Source organism: Agrobacterium sp. YIC 4121 (genome assembly GCF_002008205.1).
Taxonomy (GTDB): Bacteria; Pseudomonadota; Alphaproteobacteria; order Rhizobiales; family Rhizobiaceae; genus Agrobacterium; species Agrobacterium leguminum.
On record NZ_MRDI01000001.1, the window covers coordinates 84,905 to 108,053 of the forward strand.

The window sequence follows — 23,149 nt, forward strand, 5'->3', positions numbered from 1 at the left end:
ATCGCGAGGATGCCCCTGAAATTCAGGGCTCATGACGGTGATGGATAACTTCTTGGATTGTGAAGAAGAATTGAGGCTTCTAAGACGATTCCTGTCGCGCGTCCCCTGAAACAGGCCGCGACATTGAGGCCTGGCGCTTGGCGGAGCGACGGGCCTCTTTTGTTGGGGTGCCGGGTGGCGACAACAAACGCCCGCCGAAGCGAACCATCTGCTGTCTGACGGCGACGATTCGCATCCGTGAGCGGATGTGGAAAGAAACACTCTCTCCCAAAACGCATACCAGTTGAAGAACGGCGATTTGAACGCAGTTATTCGCATCTGCGCCCTGATTTTCAGACGCGGTCGGCGAATGCAGTCCAGCCGGCACAGGTTTTCACAGGTCCGGTTTCGGTGCGAGATTTCGATCTTGGAATTTTCGAGATGAGTTGCAAGCCGCTGAAACTATTGGGCTTCAAGCTGGTCGGAGTGAGAGGATTCGAACCTCCGACCCCCACGTCCCGAACGTGGTGCGCTACCAGACTGCGCTACACTCCGTGACCAGCGGCGCTTCTATAGACCAGCCTCCGGCATTCGACAAGCGGCTTATTGCATTTTTTGTGACAAGTTTTTCCCATCTGTTGAAACAACCCTGCCAGGGGCCTGTGGCACCGGCTGGAAGGCCTCAAAACGTTACAAAAAAGCAATTGTGGCAGGAAATTTTCATCGAGCCGCACACCTCCCCTGCCCGCCGTCTCCAAATCTGCTAGGGGAACGGAATGACCGGCGGGAAGCCGGACACGGCACAAAGGACATTTCACCATGCTATCTCGCAGCGTAACGCTTGCAGCGTTTGCCATTGCGCTCTCGGCCTGCACCACTTCCACGGGCGGTTCCACTCCCTCTTTTACCCAGAAGAGCCCCGTTGAGACCCGCTGGGTCGGCCAGTCCGCAGGCATTTTCTTCGCAAAATTCGGCCCGCCGCTCAGCGATACGGAAACCGGCAGCTCCACCGTCTATAACTGGCGCGGCGGCTACAGAAAGGCCACCATTCCGGCCAGGTTCGAAGAAGGCAAGGATGGCAAGAAAGGTCGCCAGATCTCGCCCGCCCGCACCGCCTCGCTCTCCTGCACGGTGCAGCTCGTCGTTTCCAGCGATTACAAGATTACCGCGGTGCGCACGGTTTCCGACCGCCCCGGTATCAACGGCCCGAGCTATTGCGCGGAATTCCTCGCCGCAGACTGATCTTCGGCCACAGGCCAGACGCAGCAAGGCCCGCCCGAACCGGCGGGCCTTTTCACTTTTTCGGAATTATTGTCATTTTTGTGAAAAAAATTTTGCCTATAGCCGCACCCCGCGACCCGGAACGCGCCGAAAACAGCGTTATATCCGCCTTTCCGCGATATCCCGCTCACAGAACCCTTTCAACCGTTTGAAAGCGTCGGCTAATCTTCGCCGTCATAAAAATGACGATCGGCAAAACCGCAAAATTGGCCGTTGCGACCATATGTCCCTGCAAAATCCGTGCAAAACTGCTTGAACTGGAGTGAAAGAGTCCGGGTTGTGCCGGTTTGCGCTTTGCTGTAACGGGGCGAACGGGAGGAATGTTTTTAACACAAAACAAGAATCAGGTATGGCCGTGACTCCCATCGATCAAGACAAATCCCAGCTCACTGATCTTTCCCAGGAAACATCCCTTTCCAACGCATTTCCCATGAACCGCCGACAGGTTCTGGGCGGCGCGCTTGCCGGCATTGCCGCAGCGGCGCTGCCAGTTACACCTCTTCTCGCCAACACGGCTGCCAAGAAGGTCGATGTGCTTTTGATCGGCGGCGGCATCATGAGCGCGACGCTCGGTGTTTGGCTGCGTGAACTCGAGCCCACCTGGTCGATGCAGATGCTGGAGCGGCTGGATGGCGTGGCGCTTGAAAGCTCTAACGGCTGGAACAATGCCGGCACCGGCCATTCGGCGCTTGCCGAACTCAACTACACGCCGGAAGACGACAACGGCAACATCAAGATCACCCAGGCCGTCAACATCAACGAATCCTTTCAGATTTCCCGGCAATTCTGGGCATGGCAGGTGCGCAACGGCGTTTTGAAGAACCCACGTTCCTTCATCAACCACACGCCGCATATGAGCTTCGTCTGGGGTGACGAGAACGTCGCTTATCTGGAAAAGCGCTATCAGGCGCTCAAAGCCAGCCCGCTTTTCGCCGGCATGGAATATTCCACCGATCCCGAGCAGATCAAGAAGTGGGTGCCGCTGATGATGGAAGGCCGCGATCCTTCCCAGAAGATCGGCGCGACCTGGTCGCCGCTCGGCACCGACATGGAATTCGGCGAAATCACCCGGCAATTCGTCTCCCATCTGCAGGGCGACCAGAATTTCGACCTTCAGGTCAATAGCGAAGTCTCTGACATCCAGCGTAATGCCGATGGCAGCTGGCGCGTGACCTATACCAACACCAAGACCGATGCCGAACAGGTGGTGGATGCGAAATTCGTGTTCATCGGCGCAGGCGGCGGCGCGCTGCATCTGTTGCAGATGTCCGGCATTCCGGAAGCTGACGATTATGCCGGCTTCCCCGTGGGCGGCTCGTTCCTCATCAACGAGAACCCCGACGTGACGATGCAGCATCTGGCCAAGGCTTACGGCAAGGCCTCGGTCGGCTCGCCGCCCATGTCGGTGCCGCATCTCGATACCCGCGTGCTGGGCGGCAAGCGCGTCATCCTGTTCGGACCTTTCGCCACCTTCTCCACCAAGTTCCTGAAGGAAGGTTCCTATTTCGATCTCGTCTCCTCCGTCACCACCAGCAATGCCTGGCCGATGGTGCGTGTGGGCATCGATGAATATCCGCTGGTGGAATATCTCGCCGGCCAGCTGATGATGTCGGATGACGACCGTTTTGCCGCGCTGAAGGAATATTTCCCGAATGCCAAGCAGGGCGAATGGCGTCTGTGGCAGGCTGGCCAGCGCGTGCAGATCATCAAGCGCGACGAAGAAAAGGGCGGCGTGCTACGGCTCGGCACCGAAGTCGTCGCCGCCAGGGACGGCAGCATCGCCGGCCTGCTCGGCGCCTCGCCGGGCGCTTCCACCGCCGCCCCGATCATGCTCAGCGTTCTGGAAAAGGTCTTCAAGGACAAGGTGGCAACACCGGAATGGCAGGCCAAGATCCGCCAGATCGTGCCGAGCTACGGCACGAAGCTCAATGACGACCCGGAAAAGGTGCAGCAGGAATGGGCCTATACCGCCGAACACCTGCAGCTGCCCACCCCGCCGCAGATCGACCTTGAGGCGCTGAAGGGCGCCGGTGCGGCGCCTGCGGGTGCGCCGGTGAAGAAGGTGCCGGATATCGCGCTTTAAGGCCTGGCTGCGATTTAGGATTGGACGCCGCGTGTCTCTGGATGCGCGGCGTTTTTATGAAATCTATACGCAAAACTCGGTGCTTAGATCACCTAACTTCTTATAAGGCTATTTCCGCTTAATAAACTTGAAATAGACAAAGAGCATCGCAGCAATTCCCCCTCCGATGATACACGCCCATTTCAACTCACCGAGATATGCAATTACAGCAAACACGACGATGGGAAGCACCCAGAAAATCCATTCGAAATCGGGCTTCTTTGGAAGTTCGTTGGGGGATGGTCTGGGTTCTAACGTCTGGGTCACTGCTATACACTCCTAATGTCTGAATTCAGACAATCATAAAAGTGTTGCGGAATCTACAAAGTACAATCTAAAATTGTTACAATTTACATATTCTCGTAAAAAGCGTGAAAACTATATGCGATAAAATAGAATGAGAATTTTGGCTGGGGCGCCAGGATTCGAACCTGGGAATGCCGGTACCAAAAACCGGTGCCTTACCGCTTGGCGACGCCCCAACAGGGCAGCGATGGCGAAACGCCGCTGCCTGAACCGCGCCTGATTAGCAAAGCCTGCCCGGCCCGGCAATGACCCGGCGACTTATTTTTTCACAAAATTAAAGCTTTTTGGATGCCGTGGCGAAGTTCGCATGTTAGGGCTTGGCGATGGCGCGGTTGAGGCTGCGGCTCAAGCTGGCATGGCATTTTTCAGGAGGTCTCGATGGCGGACCCGGCATTCGATCTCGATTTCAAGCCGGCCTATGGCGAGGCGGTTCCTGTCGCCCCGCTGATCCAGCGCATCACCGTCAACAATCCCTCCGCCTTCACCTTCCATGGCACCAACTCCTATATTGTCGGCGACCGTTCCGTCGCCGTCATCGATCCGGGCCCGGAGGATGAGGCGCATTTTCAGGCGCTGATGGCGGCGCTGAGGGGCCGCGAGCTCACACATATCTTCGTCAGCCATACGCACCGCGATCACTCGCCGCTTGCCCGCCGGCTGAAGGAGGCGACCGGGGCGATAACGGTGGCCGAGGGTCCACACCGTGCCGCCCGCCCGCTGCACGCTGGCGAGACAAACCCCTTTGCCGAAAGTTCCGATACGGCTTTTGCACCCGATATCGCGCTTGGCGACGGCCAAGGCCTTTCCGGCGACGGGTGGCGGCTTACCGCGCTGCATACGCCGGGACATACCGCCAACCACGCCGCCTTCGCGCTTGATGGCAGCGGTATCGTCTTTTCCGCCGATCATGTGATGGCCTGGGCCACCACCATCGTTGCGCCGCCGGATGGGGCGATGAGCGATTACATGGCCTCGCTTGAGCGGCTGCTCACCCGCGACGACCGGCTGTTCCTGCCCGGCCATGGCGGCCCGGTCACCGATCCCGCCGCCTTCATGCGGGGCTTGCGCGCCCACCGCCGTATGCGGGAAAAGGCGGTTCTGAAGCGTATCCGCGAGGGCGACCGGCTGATCGCCGACATGGTGAAGGTGATCTACGCCAGCACCGACAAGCGCCTGCATGGCGCCGCCGCACTTTCCGTGCTGGCGCATATTGAAGACCTAATCGAAAAGGGTGAAGTGCAGACGGATGGTGCGCCTTCGCTGCTGGGTGAGTATTTTCCGGCATAGCGGATATTTCTGGCACGCGAGATTTCAGGGCGCGTTGCGACCTCACCTCTCACTCCAAGCCTTGATTGGATCGAGCGGATGCCACTTGTTTCTTCTCCCCGACGGGGAGAAGTCCGCGGCAGCGGGATGAGGGGGCAAGGGTAGAGATATTCGGAGATGGTGCCCCCTCATCCGACCCTTCGGGCCACCTTCTCCCCCTCGGGGAGAAGAAACAGGCGGCGCCCGCTCGTCCCCATCAAGACGATGCGTAGCGTCAGCTACACATCAATTATCGTTCAAACCCTGCATCTCCGCATCCAGCGCATCGAGATAGGCTTCGGCAATCGCAGCACCCATGCCGAGATCGTGCGGGCCGTAGCGGGAGGCGACGCGGACATCGACGATGGTGGTTTCGGCCTCTTCCTTGAGGCGGATGAGGATATCGAAACGCAGGCCCCAGATGCGCGTGCGGGTTTCGCCCTGCATCAGCACCACGCCGCTACCGTTAAAGAAGGTGGGCAAAGGCGCGTCCGTCGGGCGGGCCATGGGCACCGGCACGATGGAGGGCAGATCCTCGACCGGCCCTTCTTCCGAAGGCTGCGTCCTGTCCTGCTCCGGAACGCCGACGGAGGGCGCATCTTCCGCCCCGATCACCCCCTTCGTGTGGGCGATGCGGATATTCTGGGCGACGGCCATTTTTTTGGCGGCGGCATAGATACGGTCGATTGCGCCTTCATAACGGCGGCCGGCGAGGCTGGCATAGGCTTCGGCCTGCGCGTCGCGGTCGGCATTGGTGACAGTCGCGGGCCGCACCAGCCATTGCTGGTTGGCGGCGGGCGTCACCAGCCATTCCGGCACGTCGGTGAGATCGGTGGAGATGTCGTAAATCTTCGGCTGCTGCCAATAAAGAAAGGCGCCGTAACCGACCACGCCGAGCGGCAGGGCCGAGAGAAGCAGCGCCGCCAGCGCCGAAACGCCGCCGCGTGCGCCCTTTGTCCACAGCCGCTCAAGCCCGATCAACGCCAGAAGTACGGCCGCGAGAGCGATGCCAGCGGCGATGATGAGGAGACCGACAAGATCTGGCGTCGTCAGCGGCCCGAAACGATGAATGCCGGCGGCGATGAGAAACAGCACAAGCGCCGCAAGACCCAGATAGCGGGAAAGATAGGCTGCAACCGAAAAAGGCCGGACGAAACGCACAGTCATGAAAGCGGATATCCGTTAGATCGCATTGGCTAAAAAGCGTTGCACCCGAATTCTGGCAGGGAATCACCTGCATATGATGTCATAGACCGGATTTGCGGCGAGGAAAACAAAGGAGGATGCGATCCCTACGCTAAAGCGCCCGAACTTCTCCGTCATGCCGGTCGCCGGAACAAGCCCGAGGATGATCCGGCATCCAGCCATGCTGCACCGTGAGGAATGAGTCTTTTTCGATCAAGGACTTGATCGCGCTGGACCCCGGATCAGGTCCGGGGTGACGGAATATCAGGCTATGACAGTGCCAAACTATAGGTTTTAGGACTCTGACGTCGAAGGCAACAAGACGCTGGAATATTTTTCCGCATTGCCTCACCTAAAGAGAATTATTCCCCGACAACGCAACAAATACGCATGTTCATCCCTTAATTGCTGAGGAAATCGGCGTATTCTCGGCGACCTCCCTCGAGAATGCGTGTAAAAAGTGCAACATTCTCGTTTTCTTGCACAATAAAGAGACATGTCATGTCACAGGCAACGACGTCCGCCGGCCCCTCCGGGCCTAAACCTTTTTATCGCAATTTCGGCTTTCAGGTTCTGATCGCCATGGTCATCGGCCTGCTGCTCGGCCTCGTTGCCCGCAACATCGGTCCCGATGCCGCCGGCAGCCCCAACTGGCTTTCGGTGACGCTGCAAACCATCGGCAGCATTTTCGTGCAGCTTTTGCGCGCGCTGGTTCCGCCGCTGATCTTCACGGCCATCGTCGCCTCCATCGCCAATCTCAAGAACCTCTCCAATGCGGCGAAGCTTGTGTGGCAGACACTCCTCTGGTTCGCCATCACGGCACTGATCGCCGTCGTCATCGGCATCGTGCTCGGCCTTGTCATTCAGCCCGGTGTCAACACGGCGATTGCCAATACGGCAGCGGCAGCACCCTCTTCCACCGGCTCCTGGCTGGATTTCCTGAAGGGGCTGATCCCGGCCAACGTCTTCGGCCTCGAAGCGTCTACCAAGCTCAATAATGGCGCGGCCAGCACCTCGTTGAACTTCAACGTGCTGCAGCTGCTCGTCGTCTCGATTGCCTTCGGCGTCGCGGCGCTGAAAGCGGGCAAGGCGGCGGAGCCGTTCCTCGCCTTCAACCAGTCGCTGCTCGCCATCGTGCGCAAAATCCTGTGGTGGGTCATCCGCCTCACCCCCATCGGCACCATCGGCCTGCTCGGCCGCGCGGTCGATCAATATGGTTGGACGACGCTGTCGCAGCTCGGCTGGTACGCGGCGGCCGTTTATATCGGTCTCGCACTGGTGCTTTTCGTGGTCTATCCGGCGCTGCTGATCGCCCATGGCCTGAAGCCGTCGCGCTTCTTTGCGGGCGCATGGCCGGCCATCCAGCTCGCCTTCGTGTCGCGTTCCTCCATCGGCACGCTGCCCGTCACCGAAACCGTGACGGAAAAGAGCCTCGGCGTGCCGCGCGAATATGCCGCCTTCTCCGTGCCGCTCGGCGCCACCACCAAGATGGATGGCTGCGCCGCCATCTATCCGGCGATTTCGGCGATCTTCATCGCGCAGTTCTTCCAGGTGCCGCTCGGAATTCAGGAATATGTGCTGATCGTCTTCGTCTCGGTGCTCGGTTCCGCCGCAACCGCCGGCCTCACGGGTGCCGTGGTGATGCTGACGCTGACGCTTTCCACGCTCGGCCTGCCGCTGGAAGGTGTGGGCCTGCTGCTCGCCATCGACCCGATCCTCGACATGGGCCGCACGGCGGTCAACGTCGCCGGCCAGGCGCTGGTGCCCACCCTCGTCGCCAAGCGCGAGGGCATTCTCAATGAGGCCGTCTATAACAACGCCAAGGATATCGACGCACTCGACGACCGGGAAGCAGCGCCGGCCTGACGGCGACAATCATGGGGCGTTTCCGGAACAGGGAGACGCCCCATGCGGACCACTCCCTTTCTTCCCTGATAGTTTGGGGTTGACGGTGCCAATTTGATCGATAGCGATAACGGCACGGGCAATAGCGCAATTTAGAGCGGAAACTGTGCATGGCGAAACGCAACTGGATTTATGTCGGCCTGCTCGCTTTCATCTCCCTCGGGCTTCTGATCGATGCGGCCGTCTGGCCTGCCGGGCCTCCAGCATCCTTTACCGCAAACGATCTGGTGCAGATGATCGGCATCATCACGCTATTTGCCTGGTGGCAGATAGAGGATGCCGAAAAGCGGAACATCCGGCGCAGCTCCGCCGCCAAAATCACCACCGTTCTGCTCGCACCCATCGGGCTTGCGATTTACCTCTATCAAACCCGCCGGTGGACCCGCGCCACGCTCGGCCTCTTCGCCTTTATCGGCGGCATCGTCCTCATCGCCATCCTCACGGTTCTGCTCGGCGACTGGCTCATTCAACAGGGTTTGTTTCCGCCGTCTTTCCTGCGTGATTCCTGAGCAGAATCAGGATGTTTGGTTTCGAAACCGGCGGAGGCTGCGATATCTGCATCTCCGCTCCGGCGGCTGTAGCTTTCCGTGCCAAATGGGGTTCTCCTCGCATCGAAACAGGCTTATCAATCGTGGTCACAGCCGCCTCTCATAGTGCCGGTAACATCTGCTGCATTTAGCTGGAATGGAACGCGCCTTGGTAATGTTTCGAACGTCCGGCAGTCCCGGCAAATACGACCCGGCGCTTACCGTTCGGCGTATCCTCAAGGTCAATCACGCCGGTGAGTTTGGCGCTATTCGTATCTACGGCGCGCAGATATGGATGGCCCGCCGGCTGTTTCCGGACATCGTACCCGCTCTTCAGGAAATGCGGGAACACGAGATCGATCATTGCCGCCGGTTTCGGGACGCCATGCCATCCAGAAACGCAAGGCCTTGTCGCGTCATGGCGTTTTGGAGCCTTGGAGGTCTCCTGCTCGGTTTTATGACCGCGCTCGGCGGACGAAACATGGTCTGGATTTGCACCGAGGCCGTTGAAAGCACCGTTCACCGCCATCTGGAAGATCAATTGGCCTTCCTGCAAACAAGAGATCCCGAGCTGCATAGGCTTATCGCTTCGATTCAGGAACAGGAATTGGCTCATCTGCACGAGGCCGAGAAAAACCAGACGACGCGCGGTTTGGGCCATATGCTTCTGCTGCCGGTTATCGGCTTTCTCACCGATCTGATGATCTGGCTCTCGACATGGGGAGACTCAAGCTGGATGCGCGCTGAAATGGCGCGTTCCAGACAGTCCTGATGCCGAGGCTCAGGCAAGTGGATGCCGGTTCAAGGCTCGCATGACGCGAAGAGGTTCGCTTACCAAACGCAACTTTCCGCCCCAACGCGGCTTTTCCCCGTATCAAAACAGGCGTATCAATCGCGGCAATAAAAGTGCCGTGCGGCTGTCATGTTAAGGGAGAAACAAAATGCGTGTTTCCATCGTCTTCGGTGCGCTTGCCGCCATGCTGGCGCTCACCGCCTGCCAGACGCTGACGCCGGAAGAGCGTCGGGCGCGGGATGAGGCGACTTGCCGGGGTTATGGTTTCCGCCCCGGCACGGACCCGATGGCCGGTTGCCTTCTCGATCTGGAAATGGACCGCCGCGCCGACAACCGCGCCTGGCAGGCGCAGATGAACCGCGACATGTTCTACCGCCCCGTGGTGGTGGAGCGGCGCATCATCGTCCAACAGAACCCCTGACGGGAATGAAGGCGACATTGCTCGCCACCCTGCCCTCATCCCTCTTTGCCGCCAGCGTTGCCTGCGCGGCGGCAAGCCGGGCGATGGGCACGCGGAAGGGCGAGCAGGACACGTAGTCGAGATCGGCATCCTCACAGAAATGGATCGAGGCCGGGTCGCCGCCATGTTCGCCGCAGATGCCGAGTTTCAGTTCCGGCCGCGTCTGGCGGCCGCGTTCGGCGGCGATGCGGATCAGTTCCCCCACGCCGTCGAAATCGAGCGATATGAACGGGTCGCGCTCGATGATACCCTTGCGCTGATAGGTATTGATGAAACGCGCCGCATCGTCGCGGGAAATGCCGAAGGTGGTCTGCGTCAGGTCGTTGGTGCCGAAGGAGAAAAATTCCGCCGCTTCCGCAATCACATGGGCGCGCAGGGCCGCGCGCGGCAGCTCTATCATGGTGCCGGTGAGATATTCGATCTCCATGCCGGTTTCCTGCGCCACCGCTGCGGCGACGCCATCGATGACCTCGGTAACGTAATCCAGTTCCGAGCGGAGACCAACAAGCGGCACCATGATCTCGGGCACGACCGGCGCGCCGGTGATACGTGCTGCGGCAACCGCCGCTTCGAAAATGGCGCGGGCCTGCATTTCGGCGATTTCCGGATAGGAAATGGCAAGGCGGCAGCCGCGATGGCCGAGCATGGGGTTGAACTCGTGCAGGGCATCCAGCCGCTGGCGGAACACCGTCTGCGGCATGCCCATGGCGGCCGCCACCTCGACGATTTCGCCATCGGTCTTCGGCAGGAATTCGTGCAGTGGCGGGTCGAGCAGGCGGATCGTCACCGGCAGGCCGTGCATGATCTGGAAAAGCTCGGTGAAATCCGAGCGCTGCATCGGCAGAAGCTCATCCAGCGCCGCCCGCCTGCCCTTTTCGCTTTCGGCGAGGATCATCTCACGCATGACGTGGATGCGGTCGCCCTCGAAGAACATATGTTCGGTACGGCAGAGACCGATGCCTTCCGCGCCGAAGGCGCGGGCGGCGCGGGCGTCGGCGGGTGTGTCGGCATTGGTGCGCACAGTCATGCGGCGTAGGCTGTCGGCCCACTCCATCAGCTTGCCGAAATCGCCCGAGAGTTCCGGCTGCGTCATCGGCACCTCACCCTTCAGCACCCGGCCGGAAGAACCGTCGATGGTGATGACATCGCCGCGCTTGAGCATACAGCCGACGCCGATCAGCACCTTGTTGCGCATGTCGACGCGCATGGAGCCGGCGCCGGTGACGCAGGGAATGCCCATGCCGCGCGCCACCACGGCGGCGTGGCTGGTCATGCCGCCGCGCGTCGTCAGAATGCCTTCGGCGGCGTGCATGCCATGAATATCTTCCGGGCTGGTTTCGATGCGCACCAGAATAACACGGCGGCCTTCGGCTTCCGCCGCAACCGCCTCTTCCGCAGTGAAGACGATTTCGCCCGTCGCCGCCCCCGGCGAAGCCGGCAGGCCGGAGCCGATGATCGGTCGCGATGTGCCGGGATCGATGGTGGGGTGCAGCAGCTGGTCGAGCGACGAGGGCTCGATGCGGCAGACGGCCTCCTCCTGCGAGATCAGCCCTTCCTCCACCATATCGACGGCGATCTTCATGGCCGCGCGGGTGGTGCGCTTGCCGGAGCGGGTCTGCAGCATCCAGAGCTTGCCGCGCTCGATGGTGAATTCCAGATCCTGCATGTCGCGATAGTGGTTTTCCAGCCGCTTGCAGATCGCCAGAAATTCGCTGAACGCCTCCGGCATCAGCTTTTCCATCGAGGGCTTGTCGGAGCCGGAGGCCAGACGCGCGGCCTCGGTGATGGATTGCGGCGTGCGGATGCCCGCCACCACATCTTCCCCTTGAGCGTTGACGAGGAATTCGCCGTAAAGCTCCGCCTCGCCCGTCGAAGGATTGCGGGTGAAGGCGACGCCGGTTGCCGAGGACGAGCCGAGATTACCGAAGACCATGGCCTGAACGTTGACCGCCGTGCCCCAGTCCCCCGGAATATTGTGCAAATGGCGGTAGGTCACGGCGCGGTGGTTGGTCCAGCTGGCGAAGACGGCGCCGATTGCGCCCCAGAGCTGAACATGACAGTCCTGCGGGAAGGCTTCGTCCAGCTCATCCTCGATCAGCTTTTTATAAAGCGAAACGACATGCTGCCATTCGACCGCCGACATGTCGGTGTCATATTCGTGGCCGAGGCGGCCTTTCTCGTCCTCGAGAATTTCCTCGAACAATTCGTGGTCGAGGCCCATGACCACATCGGCATACATCTGGATAAAGCGGCGGTAGCTGTCCCAGGCAAAACGGGCGTCGCCCGCATCGTGGCCCAGCGCCTCGACGGTGCGGTCGTTGAGACCCAAGTTCAGCACGGTATCCATCATGCCGGGCATGGAGGCGCGCGCGCCGGAACGGACGGAGATGAGCAGCGGCGAGTGGCTGCCGCCGAAGGTCTTGCCGGTCACGGTTTCCATGCCGTGCAGGCCAGCCATGACCTGCAGCTTCAGCTCTTCGGGAAGATCGCGGCCATTCTTGTGATAAAGCGCGCAGGCATCGGTTATGATGGTGAGGCCGGGGGGAACGGGAAGGCCGAGACTTGCCATTTCGGCAAGGTTCGCGCCCTTGCCGCCCAATATCGCAACGTCACCTGCCCTGCCTTCGGCAGCACCGTTGCCGAAGGTATAAACCCACTTTTTCATTCCACGCTCTCCACCCAGAAGCGTTGTTATTTTTCTATCATCTACAGCATTGGCGGCACGTTGGAAACGCCGCAACGTGCAGTTTACATCGCAGTGCAGCATAATTGCGGCAAATTGCGCGCAAGAATTGCCGCAAAGGCCGAATAACGGCATGATTGACGCATTCGTGTAATGCGCTGAACTGGAGTGTTGCCTAAGCCATTCAAATCGCCGACAAAGAGATTATTCATGCAATTTACCCGCCGCCATACGCTTAAATTTGCCGGAATTTCCTGTGCCGCCAGTGCGCTTGCCGGGGCGCTCAGAGCCGAAGGCGCAGTGCCCGTCGCGGGCGCCGCCTCCGCCCTTCCCTTTGCACTCACCACGCCGATGCATATCGGCCAGGCCGCGCTGCGCGTGCGCGATCTCGACCCGATGATCGAGTATTACCGTTCAGTGCTGGGCATGAACGAGGTGGAGCGCACGGCCAGAGGCGTGACGCTCGGCGTCGGCACCGTGCCGCTGCTCGATCTGGTGCACAAGCCGGCCGCGGATTTCGAAAGTCCCACCTCCGCAGGCCTGTTCCACATCGCCTATCTGATGCCCTCACGCAAGGATCTGGCGCGCTGGCTGGTGCATGCGGCGCTGAAGCAGGTGCCGCTTTCCGGTTTTGCCGACCACAATGTCAGCGAGGCGATTTATCTCAACGATCCCGAAGGCAACGGCATCGAGGTTTACAGCGACCGGCCGAAGGATACATGGGTGTGGAGCGGCCGCGTGGTGAAAATGGGCACCGAACCGCTCGATGTCGACGATCTGGTGGAGCTGACCGATACCAAAAGAAGCGATTACGAGGCTGCCCCGCCGGGAATGCGCATCGGGCATGTTCACCTGCGGGTCGGCGAAATCGCCCGCGCCCGCGCTTTTTATGAAACGGCCGTCGGCCTGCAACCGACACAGGATGCGCGCTCCGATGCCTCGTTTCTCTCTTCCGGCGGATATCATCATCATCTGGCGGTGAATACATGGAACAGCCGTGGCGCGAAGGAACGCAACGCCATGGAAACCGGCCTCGACTGGTTTTCTCTCACCATTCGCAACCCCGCCGATCTGGAGGCGCAGAAAACGCGGCTGCGGGCCGCCGGTTATGTGCTGGTGGAGATGGAAAATAACGTCGTGGAAGCGATAGACCCCTGGGGCACGCGGCTGCGGCTGATGCCAGGGTGAGTGGTCCATACGCTCGATGCGAAGCGGGCGCCACAAAAAATGCTTACACAACGTCGTCCGAAAACGACAGAGCCTCACCGCCCCCTTCCTCATCAAGTCAGTCGTATTCGTCAGCCGGCAAAAAGACCTTGCGAGGCCGTTGCAGCGGCCTCGCAAGGCAGTCCACCCGGTACAGGAAACCGGATGGCGGGGTTGGGAAAGCACACTGAGGCTCATGGCAAGATATAGCAAAATGCCGCGGGTTTGCGCTCACCCGAATGGGTGAGACGACGAGATAAATTCATGTTGAGCAAAAGTCAGGATCGAAATGCGGCCTGGCAGTTTCAGACGGCTTCGCGCAACTGCTCAGCGGTCTGCAAATCCACGGAGACGAGCTGCGACACGCCCTGTTCGGCCATGGTAACGCCGAAGAGGCGGTTCATGCGCGCCATGGTGATGGGATTGTGGGTGATGATGACGAAGCGGGTCTCCGTGGAGGCCACCATCTCATCCATCAGGTTGCAGTAACGTTCGACATTGTGGTCGTCGAGCGGCGCGTCCACTTCGTCCAGCACGCAGATGGGCGCGGGATTGGTAAGGAAGACCGCGAAGATCAGCGCCATGGCCGTCAGCGCCTGTTCGCCGCCGGAAAGCAGCGTCATGGTCTGCGGTTTCTTGCCCGGCGGGCGGGCGAGGATTTCCAGGCCCGCTTCCAGCGGATCGTCGGATTCGATCAGCTGCAATTCCGCCGTGCCGCCGCCGAAGAGATGGGTGAACAGCCGCTGGAACTGCGAATTGACCACATCGAAAGCGGCGATCAGCCTCTCACGGCCCTCGCGGTTGAGGTTCTGGATGCCGGCACGCAGCTTGCGCACGGCATCGATGATGTCGTCGCGCTCCTTGATCAGCGCCTCGAGCTTGGCGGAAAGCTCGGCCTGCTCTTCCTCGGCGCGCAGATTGACCGCGCCCAGCCTTTCGCGTTCGATCTTCAGCCGGTCGAGATCGCGCTCGACATCGCGAATATCGGGCTTCGGCTGGTCGGGACCGAGGCCGGTCAGGCGCAACGCCATATGCGGCTCGGTATTCAGCGTTTCGCGGATGCGGTGTTCGGTTTCCTGCCGCTTTTCGCGGGCGGAAACCAGACGTTCTTCGGCGCGGCCGCGTTTTTCGCGGGCTTCGGCCAGTTCCGAAAGCGCCGTTGCCGCCACCCGGTCGGCGGCGCGCTGCAGGTTTTCCGCCTCGGCCAGCCGGTCGGCGGCCTCGCGTCGGGCGTCTTCGGTCTTCTGCAATTCGTTGAGGAGGTTGCGGCGTTTCTCGTCGAATTCTTCCGGCGCTATGTCCAGCTCGGCGATTTCCTCGCGCGCCTCTTCCTCGCGTTCGCGCAATGTCGCGATATGATCAGCCGCACTTGCCGCACGCGATTGCCAGGTGGAGCGCTCCTGCCCTATCGTCTGAATTCTGCGCTGGCGACTTTCCGCCTCACGGCTCACACCCTCATGGCGGGCGCGGGCCTCCGCCAGAAGGCCGCGGTCGGTCGCGACTTCAAGCTGGCTTTCGCGCAGTCGCAGATCCAGCACGGAAAGATCGGGCGCGTCTTCCATTTCGATACGGGCGTTTTCTTCCTGAACGGCGATCTCATCGATCTGCGCGCCGATCTGGTTCAGTGCTTCGGACACGATATCGCGACGACGCAGCAGATCGCCAGAGGCCCGTTCGGCCGCAGTCAGCGCCTCGCGCGCCTCGGCAAGATGGCGGGTCGCAAGACGGCTTCTGTCGCGAACGTCCGAGAGCCGCAATTCGCTGCTGCGGATATCTTCGGTTTTCGCGGCAAGCTGGTCTTCGGCCTCGTCCAGAATGGAGCGGGCCTCATCCAGTTCTGTCTCGATTTCAGCGAGGCGGTTCTTCTGCGACAGGCGAAGCGCTGCGGCACCCGGCGCATCGGCACTGGCAATGTGACCGTCCCAGCGCAGCAGAGCGCCTTCGCGCGTCACCAGCCGCTGGCCAGCCTTCAAGTGCGGCAGCAGGCGCAGGGCTTCCGCCGTGTTGGCGACGACGCCGATCTGCGCCAAAGCGCGGCGCAGGGCTTCCGGCGCCTGCACATAATCCAGAAGCGGTTTCGCACCCTGCGGCAAGGCGGGATCACCCGCGCCATCGCCATTTCCGGCCCAATAGGCGGGTGCTGCGGGATCGAGCGGGCTTTCGAGATCGTCGCCGAGGGCGGCACCCAATGCCGCCTCGAAACCGCGCTCCACCGTCATTTCCTCCGCCACCGGCGTAAAGCTGCCATTGGCGGCGGCGCTGGAGGCGAGGATCTTGGTGATGGTGCGCGCTTCCGTGTCCAGCGCGTTCAGCCGGTTCCGCGCCGTTTCCAGCGGCGCGCGCGCCAGCGCTTCGGCGGAACGCGCATCCGCGACGGCGGCTTCGGCTTCCTCCACCACGATCAGGGCATCCTCGACCGCGATCTCCGCCGCCTCGACCGCTTCTCGCCGTTCGGAAGGATCGGGAAGACCGGAGAGCTTTTCGTCGATGGCATCGATCTCGGCGGATGCCTCCTGCGATTGCCGTTCCAGCCTCAGCTTGCGGTCCGAAAGATCGCGGATCGCCCGCTCCAGTTGCTGGCGCGCGGCGGACGCCTCTGCCCGCTCGGCGGTAATCGCGGTGAAGATGGCTTCGCTTTCCGCCAGTTTGACAGCGGCGGCTTCAAAGGCTTCGCGCATCTCTTCCGCATGGCGGCCGGAATCGGAGAGGATTTCCAGGAGTTCGGCCTCTTCCTCATCGAGCCGCGCGAGTATCTGGGCATTATCGGAGACCAGCCGTTCCTCGCGGATAATATCCTCGCCAAGCTGCGACAGGCGGCGGGCCAACTCATCGCGGCGGCGCAGCAAGCGGTTGGCCTCGTCATCCAGCTGGGTGCGGGCAATCTGCAGGCGTTGCAGGGCGGCGGCGACTTTCGCCTCGTCCTCGCGCAGCTCCGGCAGCTTCAGGCTGGCAATGCCCTGCTGCTTGGCCGCTTCCATCTGGGCCTGCGCTTTTTCGGCGACGATGTTGGTGGCCTGATTGAGCGCGCTTTCCGCCTCGCCTTCGGCTTCCTTCGCCTCGACCCAACGGATGTGCAGCAACGTCGCTTCGCGGGCGCGGATATCGGCTGACAGCATCTTGAAACGGTTGGCCTGCCGGGCCTGACGTTTCAGGCTTTCGATCTGGCTTTCCAGCTGGGCGGTGACGTCTTCCAGCCGCTCCAGATTGGTTTCGGCGGCGCGCAGGCGAAGCTCGGCTTCGTGGCGGCGGGAATGCAGGCCGGAAATGCCGGCCGCCTCTTCCAGCAGCTGGCGGCGGGCCTGCGGCTTGGCGTTGATGAGTTCGCCGATGCGGCCCTGCCCCACCATGGAGGGAGAGCGCGCGCCGGTGGAGGCATCCGCGAAGAGAAGCTGCACATCCTTGGCGCGGGCTTCCTTGCCGTTGATACGGTAGACGGAGCCGTTTTCGCGCTCGATGCGGCGCGTTACCTGAATTTCATCGGCATCGTTGAAGGCGGCAGGCGCGGTGCGGTCAGAATTATCGAGATAGAGGCCGACTTCGGCGGTGTTACGGGCGGGACGATTGCCGGACCCGGAGAAGATGACGTCATCCATGCCGGAGGCGCGCATGTTCTTGTAAGAATTCTCGCCCATCACCCAGCGCAGCGCTTCGACCAGATTGGACTTGCCACAACCGTTCGGACCGACAACGCCGGTAAGCCCCGGCTCGATGATGAATTCGGAAGGCTCAACGAAAGACTTGAAACCGACGAGGCGGAGCTTGTTGAACTTCATGCCGTCACGCCCCGGCAAGAATATGGGCAATAAAAAACGGGCGTGCGGAAATATCCGCCGCCCGTTTCTTTCAGGGTCCGGCGATCAGAGCAGCTTGTCGATGACAGCCGACATGGTTTCAACCGACATGTCTCCTGCGTATTTCTTGCCGTTGATGATGAAAGTCGGCGTGGAGTTGACGCCGAATTCCGTCGCACCGCGTTGCATCGTTGCGTTCACATCATCCAGAAGTTTCTGGTTCGTCAAGCAGGCCTCGAAAGACTCCTGTGAGAAACCGGCCATTTTCGACATTTGCAGCAGGGCGGCGCGCGCATCCTGTGCGACAGCCCAGCTCTGCTGCTGCTTGAACAGCATGGAAACGAAGGGGAAATACTGACCTTCCGGTGCGCAGCGTGCCAGCATGAAGGCGGCAGCGGCGCGCGGATCGAACGGGAATTCGCGCAGCACAAAATAGACCTTGCCGGTATCGATGTACTTCTTCTTGATCTCTTCGAAGGTTTTGTTGTGGAAGTTGGCGCAGTGCGGGCAGGTCATCGACATATATTCGACGATCTTGACGGGTGCGTTGGCATCGCCGAGCGCCGCTTCCGGGAGCGGGCCGGGCTTCATCACCGCAGCCATATCCACATCGCCGGTGGATTCAGGCAGTTCCTGCGCCTCGGCGATACCGGGCGTGAAGGCGAACGGCAGGGCCGTGGCAACGGCAGCAAGAGCAACGCCGCCGAGGAGGCTGCGTCTGGTAATATTCAATTCGGAAATCGGCATGGAAACACCCGTGTTGATTTGAAACTGCCTGATGCGCAATTCGCTAACCCGATACCACCAGCACCGGCAGCGCGACAAGCGGGCTATGGAACTTCCTTGTCAAAGAATCGTGACTTCGAGAAGGCGAAAACGCAAAAACAACGAAGAGAAACAAGCCCTGAATACAGAGGGTGCGGGCAATGGTCGCAGCGAGCGCCCCTTATGAGCTCAACGCGATAGACCAAACTGGATTTCGATATTGTGATAAGACGAGCCGTGCCCGTTCCAGCCGTGATAAATTTCACGACTCTCACCCGAGAAATGGTGGCGAGACATTTCTATCTCCGCAACCAGCGGGGCATATCCTTTGGTGAATAACGATCTCAGCGATCCTTGATGCACCCTGCTTGCAACGATGATTGGTTCGAGATGATGAAGCTCGATTGTCTCATCCCACTGCACGGGTTTTCTTATTGGGCGGCATATCTCCCAGTCAAACAGGGTTTTGCTATCTCTTGGCAGGTTGTGGGAAATGAAAATCCAAGGCCCATCGGCTTCCAGGCGGTGCTCGGCCAGCTGTCTGTCTATGATTGCCGAATATTCGGCAGCAGCCTGCCTGACATCGGGTATCCGCAGACGTTGACCAAAACGCACAACCCACATTTCTGGTGTTTCCTTGATTTCCATCGGCATACTCCTTTGAGCCATGGAGTAATTCGGAAATCGTCGGCCAACAAATTGAAATCGAGAATGAAATTCTATTTACCGCGTAATCAGAAGCCGCCTCTGAAATTTCTTCCTATTTCAAAGTTCGTTGCGGTGGCTTCTTCTGCAATACCGCCGTGCCCAGCCTCTCCACCGCCTTGCGTAGCGCCTCGCTCTCGATGCCGTCCATCATGTCGTCGAGACGTTTTGCCGCATCGCCGCGCAGGGGCTGCGGTTTGCGCCTTCGGTTGACGGTTTGCGACACCGGTTTCTGCACGATCCTGATCTGGCGCACCGCCGGAAAGCCGAAGAAGCCGTTGATGCGGGCAATGAGTTCGCCCTGCGCGTGGGTGAGAAATAGCGCGCGTGCGCCTTCGCAGGCGATCGTCAGCACGCCGGGCTGATAACCGCCGCGATCCGGCCCCTCGTCGCGGCGCGGCCAGGTGATTTTTTCCGGGCGGGTGCAATCGGCAAAGTCGTCACCGGCGATCTCGTCCCAGGAACCGAGCAGCGCGGTGTTGATGCCGGCGCGTTTCGAGAGCACGGGATCCATGATGCCATTGGCGACTTCGGCGATCTGCACGACGCCCTTCTTCTTGCCGGCATCACTCTGGGGATAACGCATGTTTCACTCGCGATTTTGGAGAGGGCGATCCACATTTTCTTGATCGCCCGCTACGGATGTCCCAACTATAGGCCAAATCGAACAGAAACGGCAAACCATGCTTCAAAAAACCGCCTCGTCGTCTTATGCGCAGATGCTGCTCGCATGGTACGACCGGCACCATCGCGAACTGCCATGGCGCACGTCCCCCGCCATGGCGGCACGGGGAAAACGCGCCGATCCCTATCACGTCTGGCTCTCCGAGGTCATGCTGCAGCAGACGACGGTGCAGGCGGTAAAGCCCTATTTCCTCAAGTTTCTCGCAGCGTGGCCAAGCGTCAACGATCTGGCGGCGGCACCAGTCGAAGATGTCATGGCCGCCTGGGCGGGGCTTGGATATTATGCCCGCGCCCGCAATTTGAAAAAATGCGCGGAAGCCGTGGCGAATGAGCATGGCGGCGTCTTTCCAGATACGGAAGAAGGTCTGAACCAGTTGCCCGGCATCGGCGATTATACGTCCGCCGCCGTCGCGGCCATTGCATTCAATCGTCAGGCGGCAGTGATGGACGGCAATGTGGAGCGCGTCATTTCCCGGCTCTTTGCCATCGATGCTCCCCTGCCCGGATCAAAGCCTGCGATGAAAGCTAAGGTAGCAGAGTTGACGCCTGCCGACAGGCCCGGGGATTTCGCCCAGGCGATGATGGATCTCGGCGCGACGATCTGCACGCCGAAACGGCCGGCCTGCGCGCTCTGTCCGTTCAACGGCCACTGTCTTGCGCTTGCCCATGACGAGCCGGAGCGTTTTCCGGTCAAGGCGGCGAAGAAGGCAAAGCCGGTGCGGCTCGGGGCCGCCTTCGTGGCGGTGAATGAAAGCGGCGAAATCCTGCTCCGCCGGCGCATCGAAAGCGGGCTTCTCGGCGGCATGACCGAGGTGCCGACAACGGCATGGACCGCCCGTATGGACGGCGGCACGGAGGCGAGCCATGCGCCCTTTGCCGCCGGCTGGCAGGCGGCGGGCGTTATCGTGCATGTCTTCACCCATTTCGAACTGCGGCTCACCGTCTATCGCGCGCAGGTGCCGGACGGCCTTAAAACCGGCCCGGATGACGGATGGTGGGAGCCGGTTACAAATCTTGACGCGCAGGCGCTGCCAACGGTGATGAAAAAAGTCATCACCCAAGCTATTCCATCCGCGTATCGGCCCGAAAATCGAAATTGATTTTCGATAGGAACGATACGCAACTCAAAGATTTAGAGCGTCTGAAAGACGCGCTAATGTTCGATGAAAGCAGGAAATTTCGATGACCAAGATTGAGCATATCGTATTCGACATCGGCAAGGTGCTGATCCACTACGATCCGCATATTCCCTATAGCCGCCTCATCCCCGATGCCGACGAGCGCAAATGGTTCTTCGAGAATGTCTGCACCCATGACTGGAACCTCGAGCAGGATCGCGGGCGCCGCTGGGAGGATGCCGAAGCGCTGCTGGTGGAGCAGTTCCCGGAGCGGGAAGAGCACATCCGCTCCTTCCGCAAGTTCTGGCACGAGATGGTCTCGCATTCCTATGACGACAGCGTCGCGATCATGGTCGCCCTGATCGACAGCGGCTACGACGTGACAATGCTGACCAACTTCGCCTCCGACACCTTCCGCGAGGCGCAGAAAATGTTCCCCTTCCTCACTTTGCCGCGCGGCGTCACCGTTTCCGGCGATGTCAAGCTGTTGAAGCCTGACGTGGCGATCTATGATCTGCACGCGAAGGAATTCGACCTCAATCCAGCCAACAGCCTCTTCATCGACGATACGCTCGTGAATGTGGAAGGCGCGAAAGCGGCGGGCTGGCAGGCGGTGCATTTTACCGGTGCTGAGAAGCTAAAGCAGGATCTGCGGGACTTCGGGGTGGAAGTCCGATAAATTCCCAGATCGGGAAAAGAAATTGGCGCAGGCGGAAATGGCGGTCTCCGGCCTGCGCCAGTCCTGCCGCAAGCGGCATCGGACGCAATGTTTTTGTGATTTTTCCGAACCGGATTTTCACAACCATTGCTCTGATTTGAGACAGTATTGCCGATCTCTTGCGCGAAACTTGTCTTGCTAAAATAGTATACTCGAAAACACCAACGCCCGACACCGAAGTGCCGGGCGTTGGTCGTTCTCCATCCGGGACTGAAGGTACTAAACCGGACGGAGACATAGGCTGACAAGGGCGGGCGGTGGATCGTTTCGTCCAAGCCTTTTGGGCTTTGACTATTCGGCCTTTGCCAGTTCACTGCGGATGATCGCTCTCAGATCGTCGATCGGCTTCAGCGTGTCGCCGTCTTCGAAATGCCAGAACGTCCATCCGTTGCATGCGTCGAGACCCTGCACCTTCGCGCCAAGGCGGTGAATGGAGCCGGCGGTCCCGGCGGATGCCAGAGTACCATCGGCACGAATAATGGCGCTATAACGGCGTCGTGCATCCGTCAGCACCTGGCCAGGACGGACGAGGCCGCTTTCCACCAGCGTGTTGAAGGCAACGCGCGGTTCGGCCTTCTTGCCGGTCATCACGGTCAGTTCCGCCTTGCCGAGCGGCTCGACGGCGGCGATGCGGGCCGATGCCGCATCGATGTAATCCTGTTCGCGCTCGATGCCGACGAAGTGGCGGCCGAGACGTTTTGCAACGGCACCCGTGGTGCCGGAGCCGAAGAACGGGTCGAGCACGATATCGCCCGGCTTGGTGGAGGCCATGATGATGCGCGCCAGCAGCGCTTCCGGCTTCTGGGTCGGATGCACCTTCTTGCCGTCGTCACCCTTTAGACGCTCGTTGCCGCTGCAGATCGGGAACAGCCAGTCGGAGCGCATCTGCACATCGTCGTTGGAGGCCTTCAGCGCATCGTAGTTGAAGGTGTAGTTCTTGGCTTTCGGATCGCGGCTCGCCCAGATCATCGTCTCATGGGCGTTCTGAAACCGGCGGCCCTTGAAGTTCGGCATGGGGTTGGTCTTGCGCCAAACGATGTCGTTCAGGATCCAGAAATCGAGGTTCTGGAGCATCGAGCCGACGCGGAAGATATTGTGGTAGGAGCCGATGACCCAGATGGTGCCGTTCGGTTTCAGCACACGGCGGCAGGCGAGCAGCCAGGCGCGGGTGAAGGCGTCATAGGCCTCGAAGGAGGCGAACTGGTCCCACTCGTCATCGACGGCATCGACCAGCGACTGATCGGGACGGTGCAGGGTGCCGCCAAGCTGAAGGTTATAGGGTGGATCGGCGAAAATCGCATCCACAGACTGGCTCGGGAGGGCATCCAAGGCAGCGACACAATCACCTTTGATGATGCTGTCTTTCCAGGCGTCGCTCTCGCCCGCACGATCAAAACCGGCACGCCGAAAATCGGCCAGCGGAAAAACTGCTGCCATTGGTACTCGCTCCATACGCTTACTCTCTACTGATGCTTATGGTTACCGAAGATGGTTATCAAAGCCTGAACAAGTCACGGAAAATGCGAAATAAATGGCTGCTGCGGCCCGCAGGCGCGATTTGCGGCGGCCGGCGGGGGAACCCGAAGTCGGGCAAAAACGTTGTGCACAACGGGTTC

17 protein-coding genes and 2 tRNA genes are annotated in these 23,149 nt (G+C 60.4%); 10 read left to right on the forward strand and 9 right to left on the reverse strand.

The genetic code is table 11. The annotated features are described in order from the left end of the window. Positions 1-457: 457 nt before the first annotated feature. Positions 458-534: transfer RNA gene (locus tag BTE54_RS00480), tRNA-Pro, on the reverse strand. 264 nt (positions 535-798) lie between these two features. On the opposite strand from BTE54_RS00480, the gene BTE54_RS00485 reads away from it, so the two are divergent. Continuing rightward, on the forward strand, positions 799-1,221 hold the full coding sequence (locus BTE54_RS00485) for a hypothetical protein (protein WP_003520473.1): 423 nt from the start codon (positions 799-801) through the stop codon (positions 1,219-1,221). Positions 1,222-1,609: 388 nt separating this feature from the next. After that, entirely contained in the window at positions 1,610-3,343 is a 1,734-nt protein-coding gene (mqo, locus tag BTE54_RS00490) for a malate dehydrogenase (quinone) (RefSeq protein ID WP_164865343.1), read from the forward strand. 446 nt (positions 3,344-3,789) lie between these two features. Here mqo and BTE54_RS00495 read toward each other — a convergent pair. Beyond that, positions 3,790-3,864, reverse strand: a tRNA-Gln gene (locus BTE54_RS00495). Positions 3,865-4,066: 202 nt separating this feature from the next. Between BTE54_RS00495 and BTE54_RS00500 the strand changes: the two genes are divergently transcribed. Then, on the forward strand, positions 4,067-4,975 hold the full coding sequence (locus BTE54_RS00500) for an MBL fold metallo-hydrolase (protein ID WP_078051133.1): 909 nt from the start codon (positions 4,067-4,069) through the stop codon (positions 4,973-4,975). Between the two features lie 264 nt (positions 4,976-5,239). Here BTE54_RS00500 and BTE54_RS00505 read toward each other — a convergent pair whose 3' ends face one another. After that, positions 5,240-6,160, reverse strand: a complete 921-nt coding sequence (locus tag BTE54_RS00505) for a DUF1499 domain-containing protein (protein ID WP_078051134.1) — start codon at positions 6,158-6,160, stop codon at positions 5,240-5,242. 519 nt (positions 6,161-6,679) lie between these two features. On the opposite strand from BTE54_RS00505, the gene BTE54_RS00510 reads away from it, so the two are divergent. The 4 genes from BTE54_RS00510 (at position 6,680) to BTE54_RS00525 (ending at position 9,824) form a co-directional block, all read left to right on the forward strand. After that, a complete protein-coding gene (locus BTE54_RS00510; RefSeq protein ID WP_078051135.1) occupies positions 6,680-8,044 on the forward strand; it encodes a dicarboxylate/amino acid:cation symporter in 1,365 nt (454 codons plus the stop codon). Between the two features lie 149 nt (positions 8,045-8,193). After that, positions 8,194-8,592, forward strand: a complete 399-nt coding sequence (locus tag BTE54_RS00515) for a hypothetical protein (protein ID WP_078051136.1) — start codon at positions 8,194-8,196, stop codon at positions 8,590-8,592. 193 nt (positions 8,593-8,785) lie between these two features. Further along, entirely contained in the window at positions 8,786-9,382 is a 597-nt protein-coding gene (locus BTE54_RS00520) for a demethoxyubiquinone hydroxylase family protein (protein ID WP_078051137.1), read from the forward strand. A gap of 169 nt (positions 9,383-9,551) precedes the next feature. Continuing rightward, a complete protein-coding gene (locus BTE54_RS00525) occupies positions 9,552-9,824 on the forward strand; it encodes a hypothetical protein (RefSeq protein WP_035260597.1) in 273 nt (90 codons plus the stop codon). Here BTE54_RS00525 and ppdK read toward each other — a convergent pair. Next, positions 9,802-12,528 (reverse strand): pyruvate, phosphate dikinase, encoded by a 2,727-nt coding sequence (gene ppdK / locus BTE54_RS00530; protein WP_003520484.1) that lies wholly within the window; start codon positions 12,526-12,528, stop codon positions 9,802-9,804. The genes BTE54_RS00525 and ppdK overlap by 23 nt on opposite strands. Before the next feature lie 228 nt (positions 12,529-12,756). Here ppdK and BTE54_RS00535 point away from each other — a divergent pair, with 228 nt between their 5' ends. Next, on the forward strand, positions 12,757-13,734 hold the full coding sequence (locus tag BTE54_RS00535) for a VOC family protein (protein WP_078051138.1): 978 nt from the start codon (positions 12,757-12,759) through the stop codon (positions 13,732-13,734). 323 nt (positions 13,735-14,057) lie between these two features. Here the strand turns inward: BTE54_RS00535 and BTE54_RS00540 are convergent, their stop codons facing one another. The 4 genes from BTE54_RS00540 to BTE54_RS00555 all read right to left on the reverse strand — a co-directional run bounded on the left by BTE54_RS00540 (position 14,058) and on the right by BTE54_RS00555 (position 19,599). Beyond that, entirely contained in the window at positions 14,058-17,525 is a 3,468-nt protein-coding gene (locus BTE54_RS00540) for a chromosome segregation SMC family protein (RefSeq protein WP_078051139.1), read from the reverse strand. A gap of 84 nt (positions 17,526-17,609) precedes the next feature. Further along, positions 17,610-18,290 carry a DsbA family protein gene (locus BTE54_RS00545; RefSeq protein WP_003520487.1) on the reverse strand — a complete coding sequence of 227 codons (681 nt, stop codon included), beginning with the start codon at positions 18,288-18,290 and terminating at the stop codon, positions 17,610-17,612. A gap of 207 nt (positions 18,291-18,497) precedes the next feature. Next, entirely contained in the window at positions 18,498-18,956 is a 459-nt protein-coding gene (locus tag BTE54_RS00550) for a hypothetical protein (RefSeq protein ID WP_078051480.1), read from the reverse strand. A gap of 112 nt (positions 18,957-19,068) precedes the next feature. Then, positions 19,069-19,599 (reverse strand): DUF721 domain-containing protein, encoded by a 531-nt coding sequence (locus BTE54_RS00555; protein ID WP_078051140.1) that lies wholly within the window; start codon positions 19,597-19,599, stop codon positions 19,069-19,071. A 97-nt stretch (positions 19,600-19,696) separates the two neighbouring features. On the opposite strand from BTE54_RS00555, the gene mutY reads away from it, so the two are divergent. Together mutY and BTE54_RS00565 are read left to right on the forward strand one after the other, a co-directional pair. Continuing rightward, a complete protein-coding gene (gene mutY, locus BTE54_RS00560; RefSeq protein ID WP_078051141.1) occupies positions 19,697-20,797 on the forward strand; it encodes an A/G-specific adenine glycosylase in 1,101 nt (366 codons plus the stop codon). Between the two features lie 82 nt (positions 20,798-20,879). Then, complete coding sequence (locus BTE54_RS00565) at positions 20,880-21,494, forward strand: HAD family phosphatase (RefSeq protein WP_078051142.1); 615 nt, start codon at positions 20,880-20,882, stop codon at positions 21,492-21,494. Between the two features lie 330 nt (positions 21,495-21,824). Here BTE54_RS00565 and BTE54_RS00575 read toward each other — a convergent pair whose 3' ends face one another. Further along, entirely contained in the window at positions 21,825-22,970 is a 1,146-nt protein-coding gene (locus BTE54_RS00575) for a site-specific DNA-methyltransferase (protein WP_078051144.1), read from the reverse strand. Between the last annotated feature and the right edge of the window lie 179 nt (positions 22,971-23,149).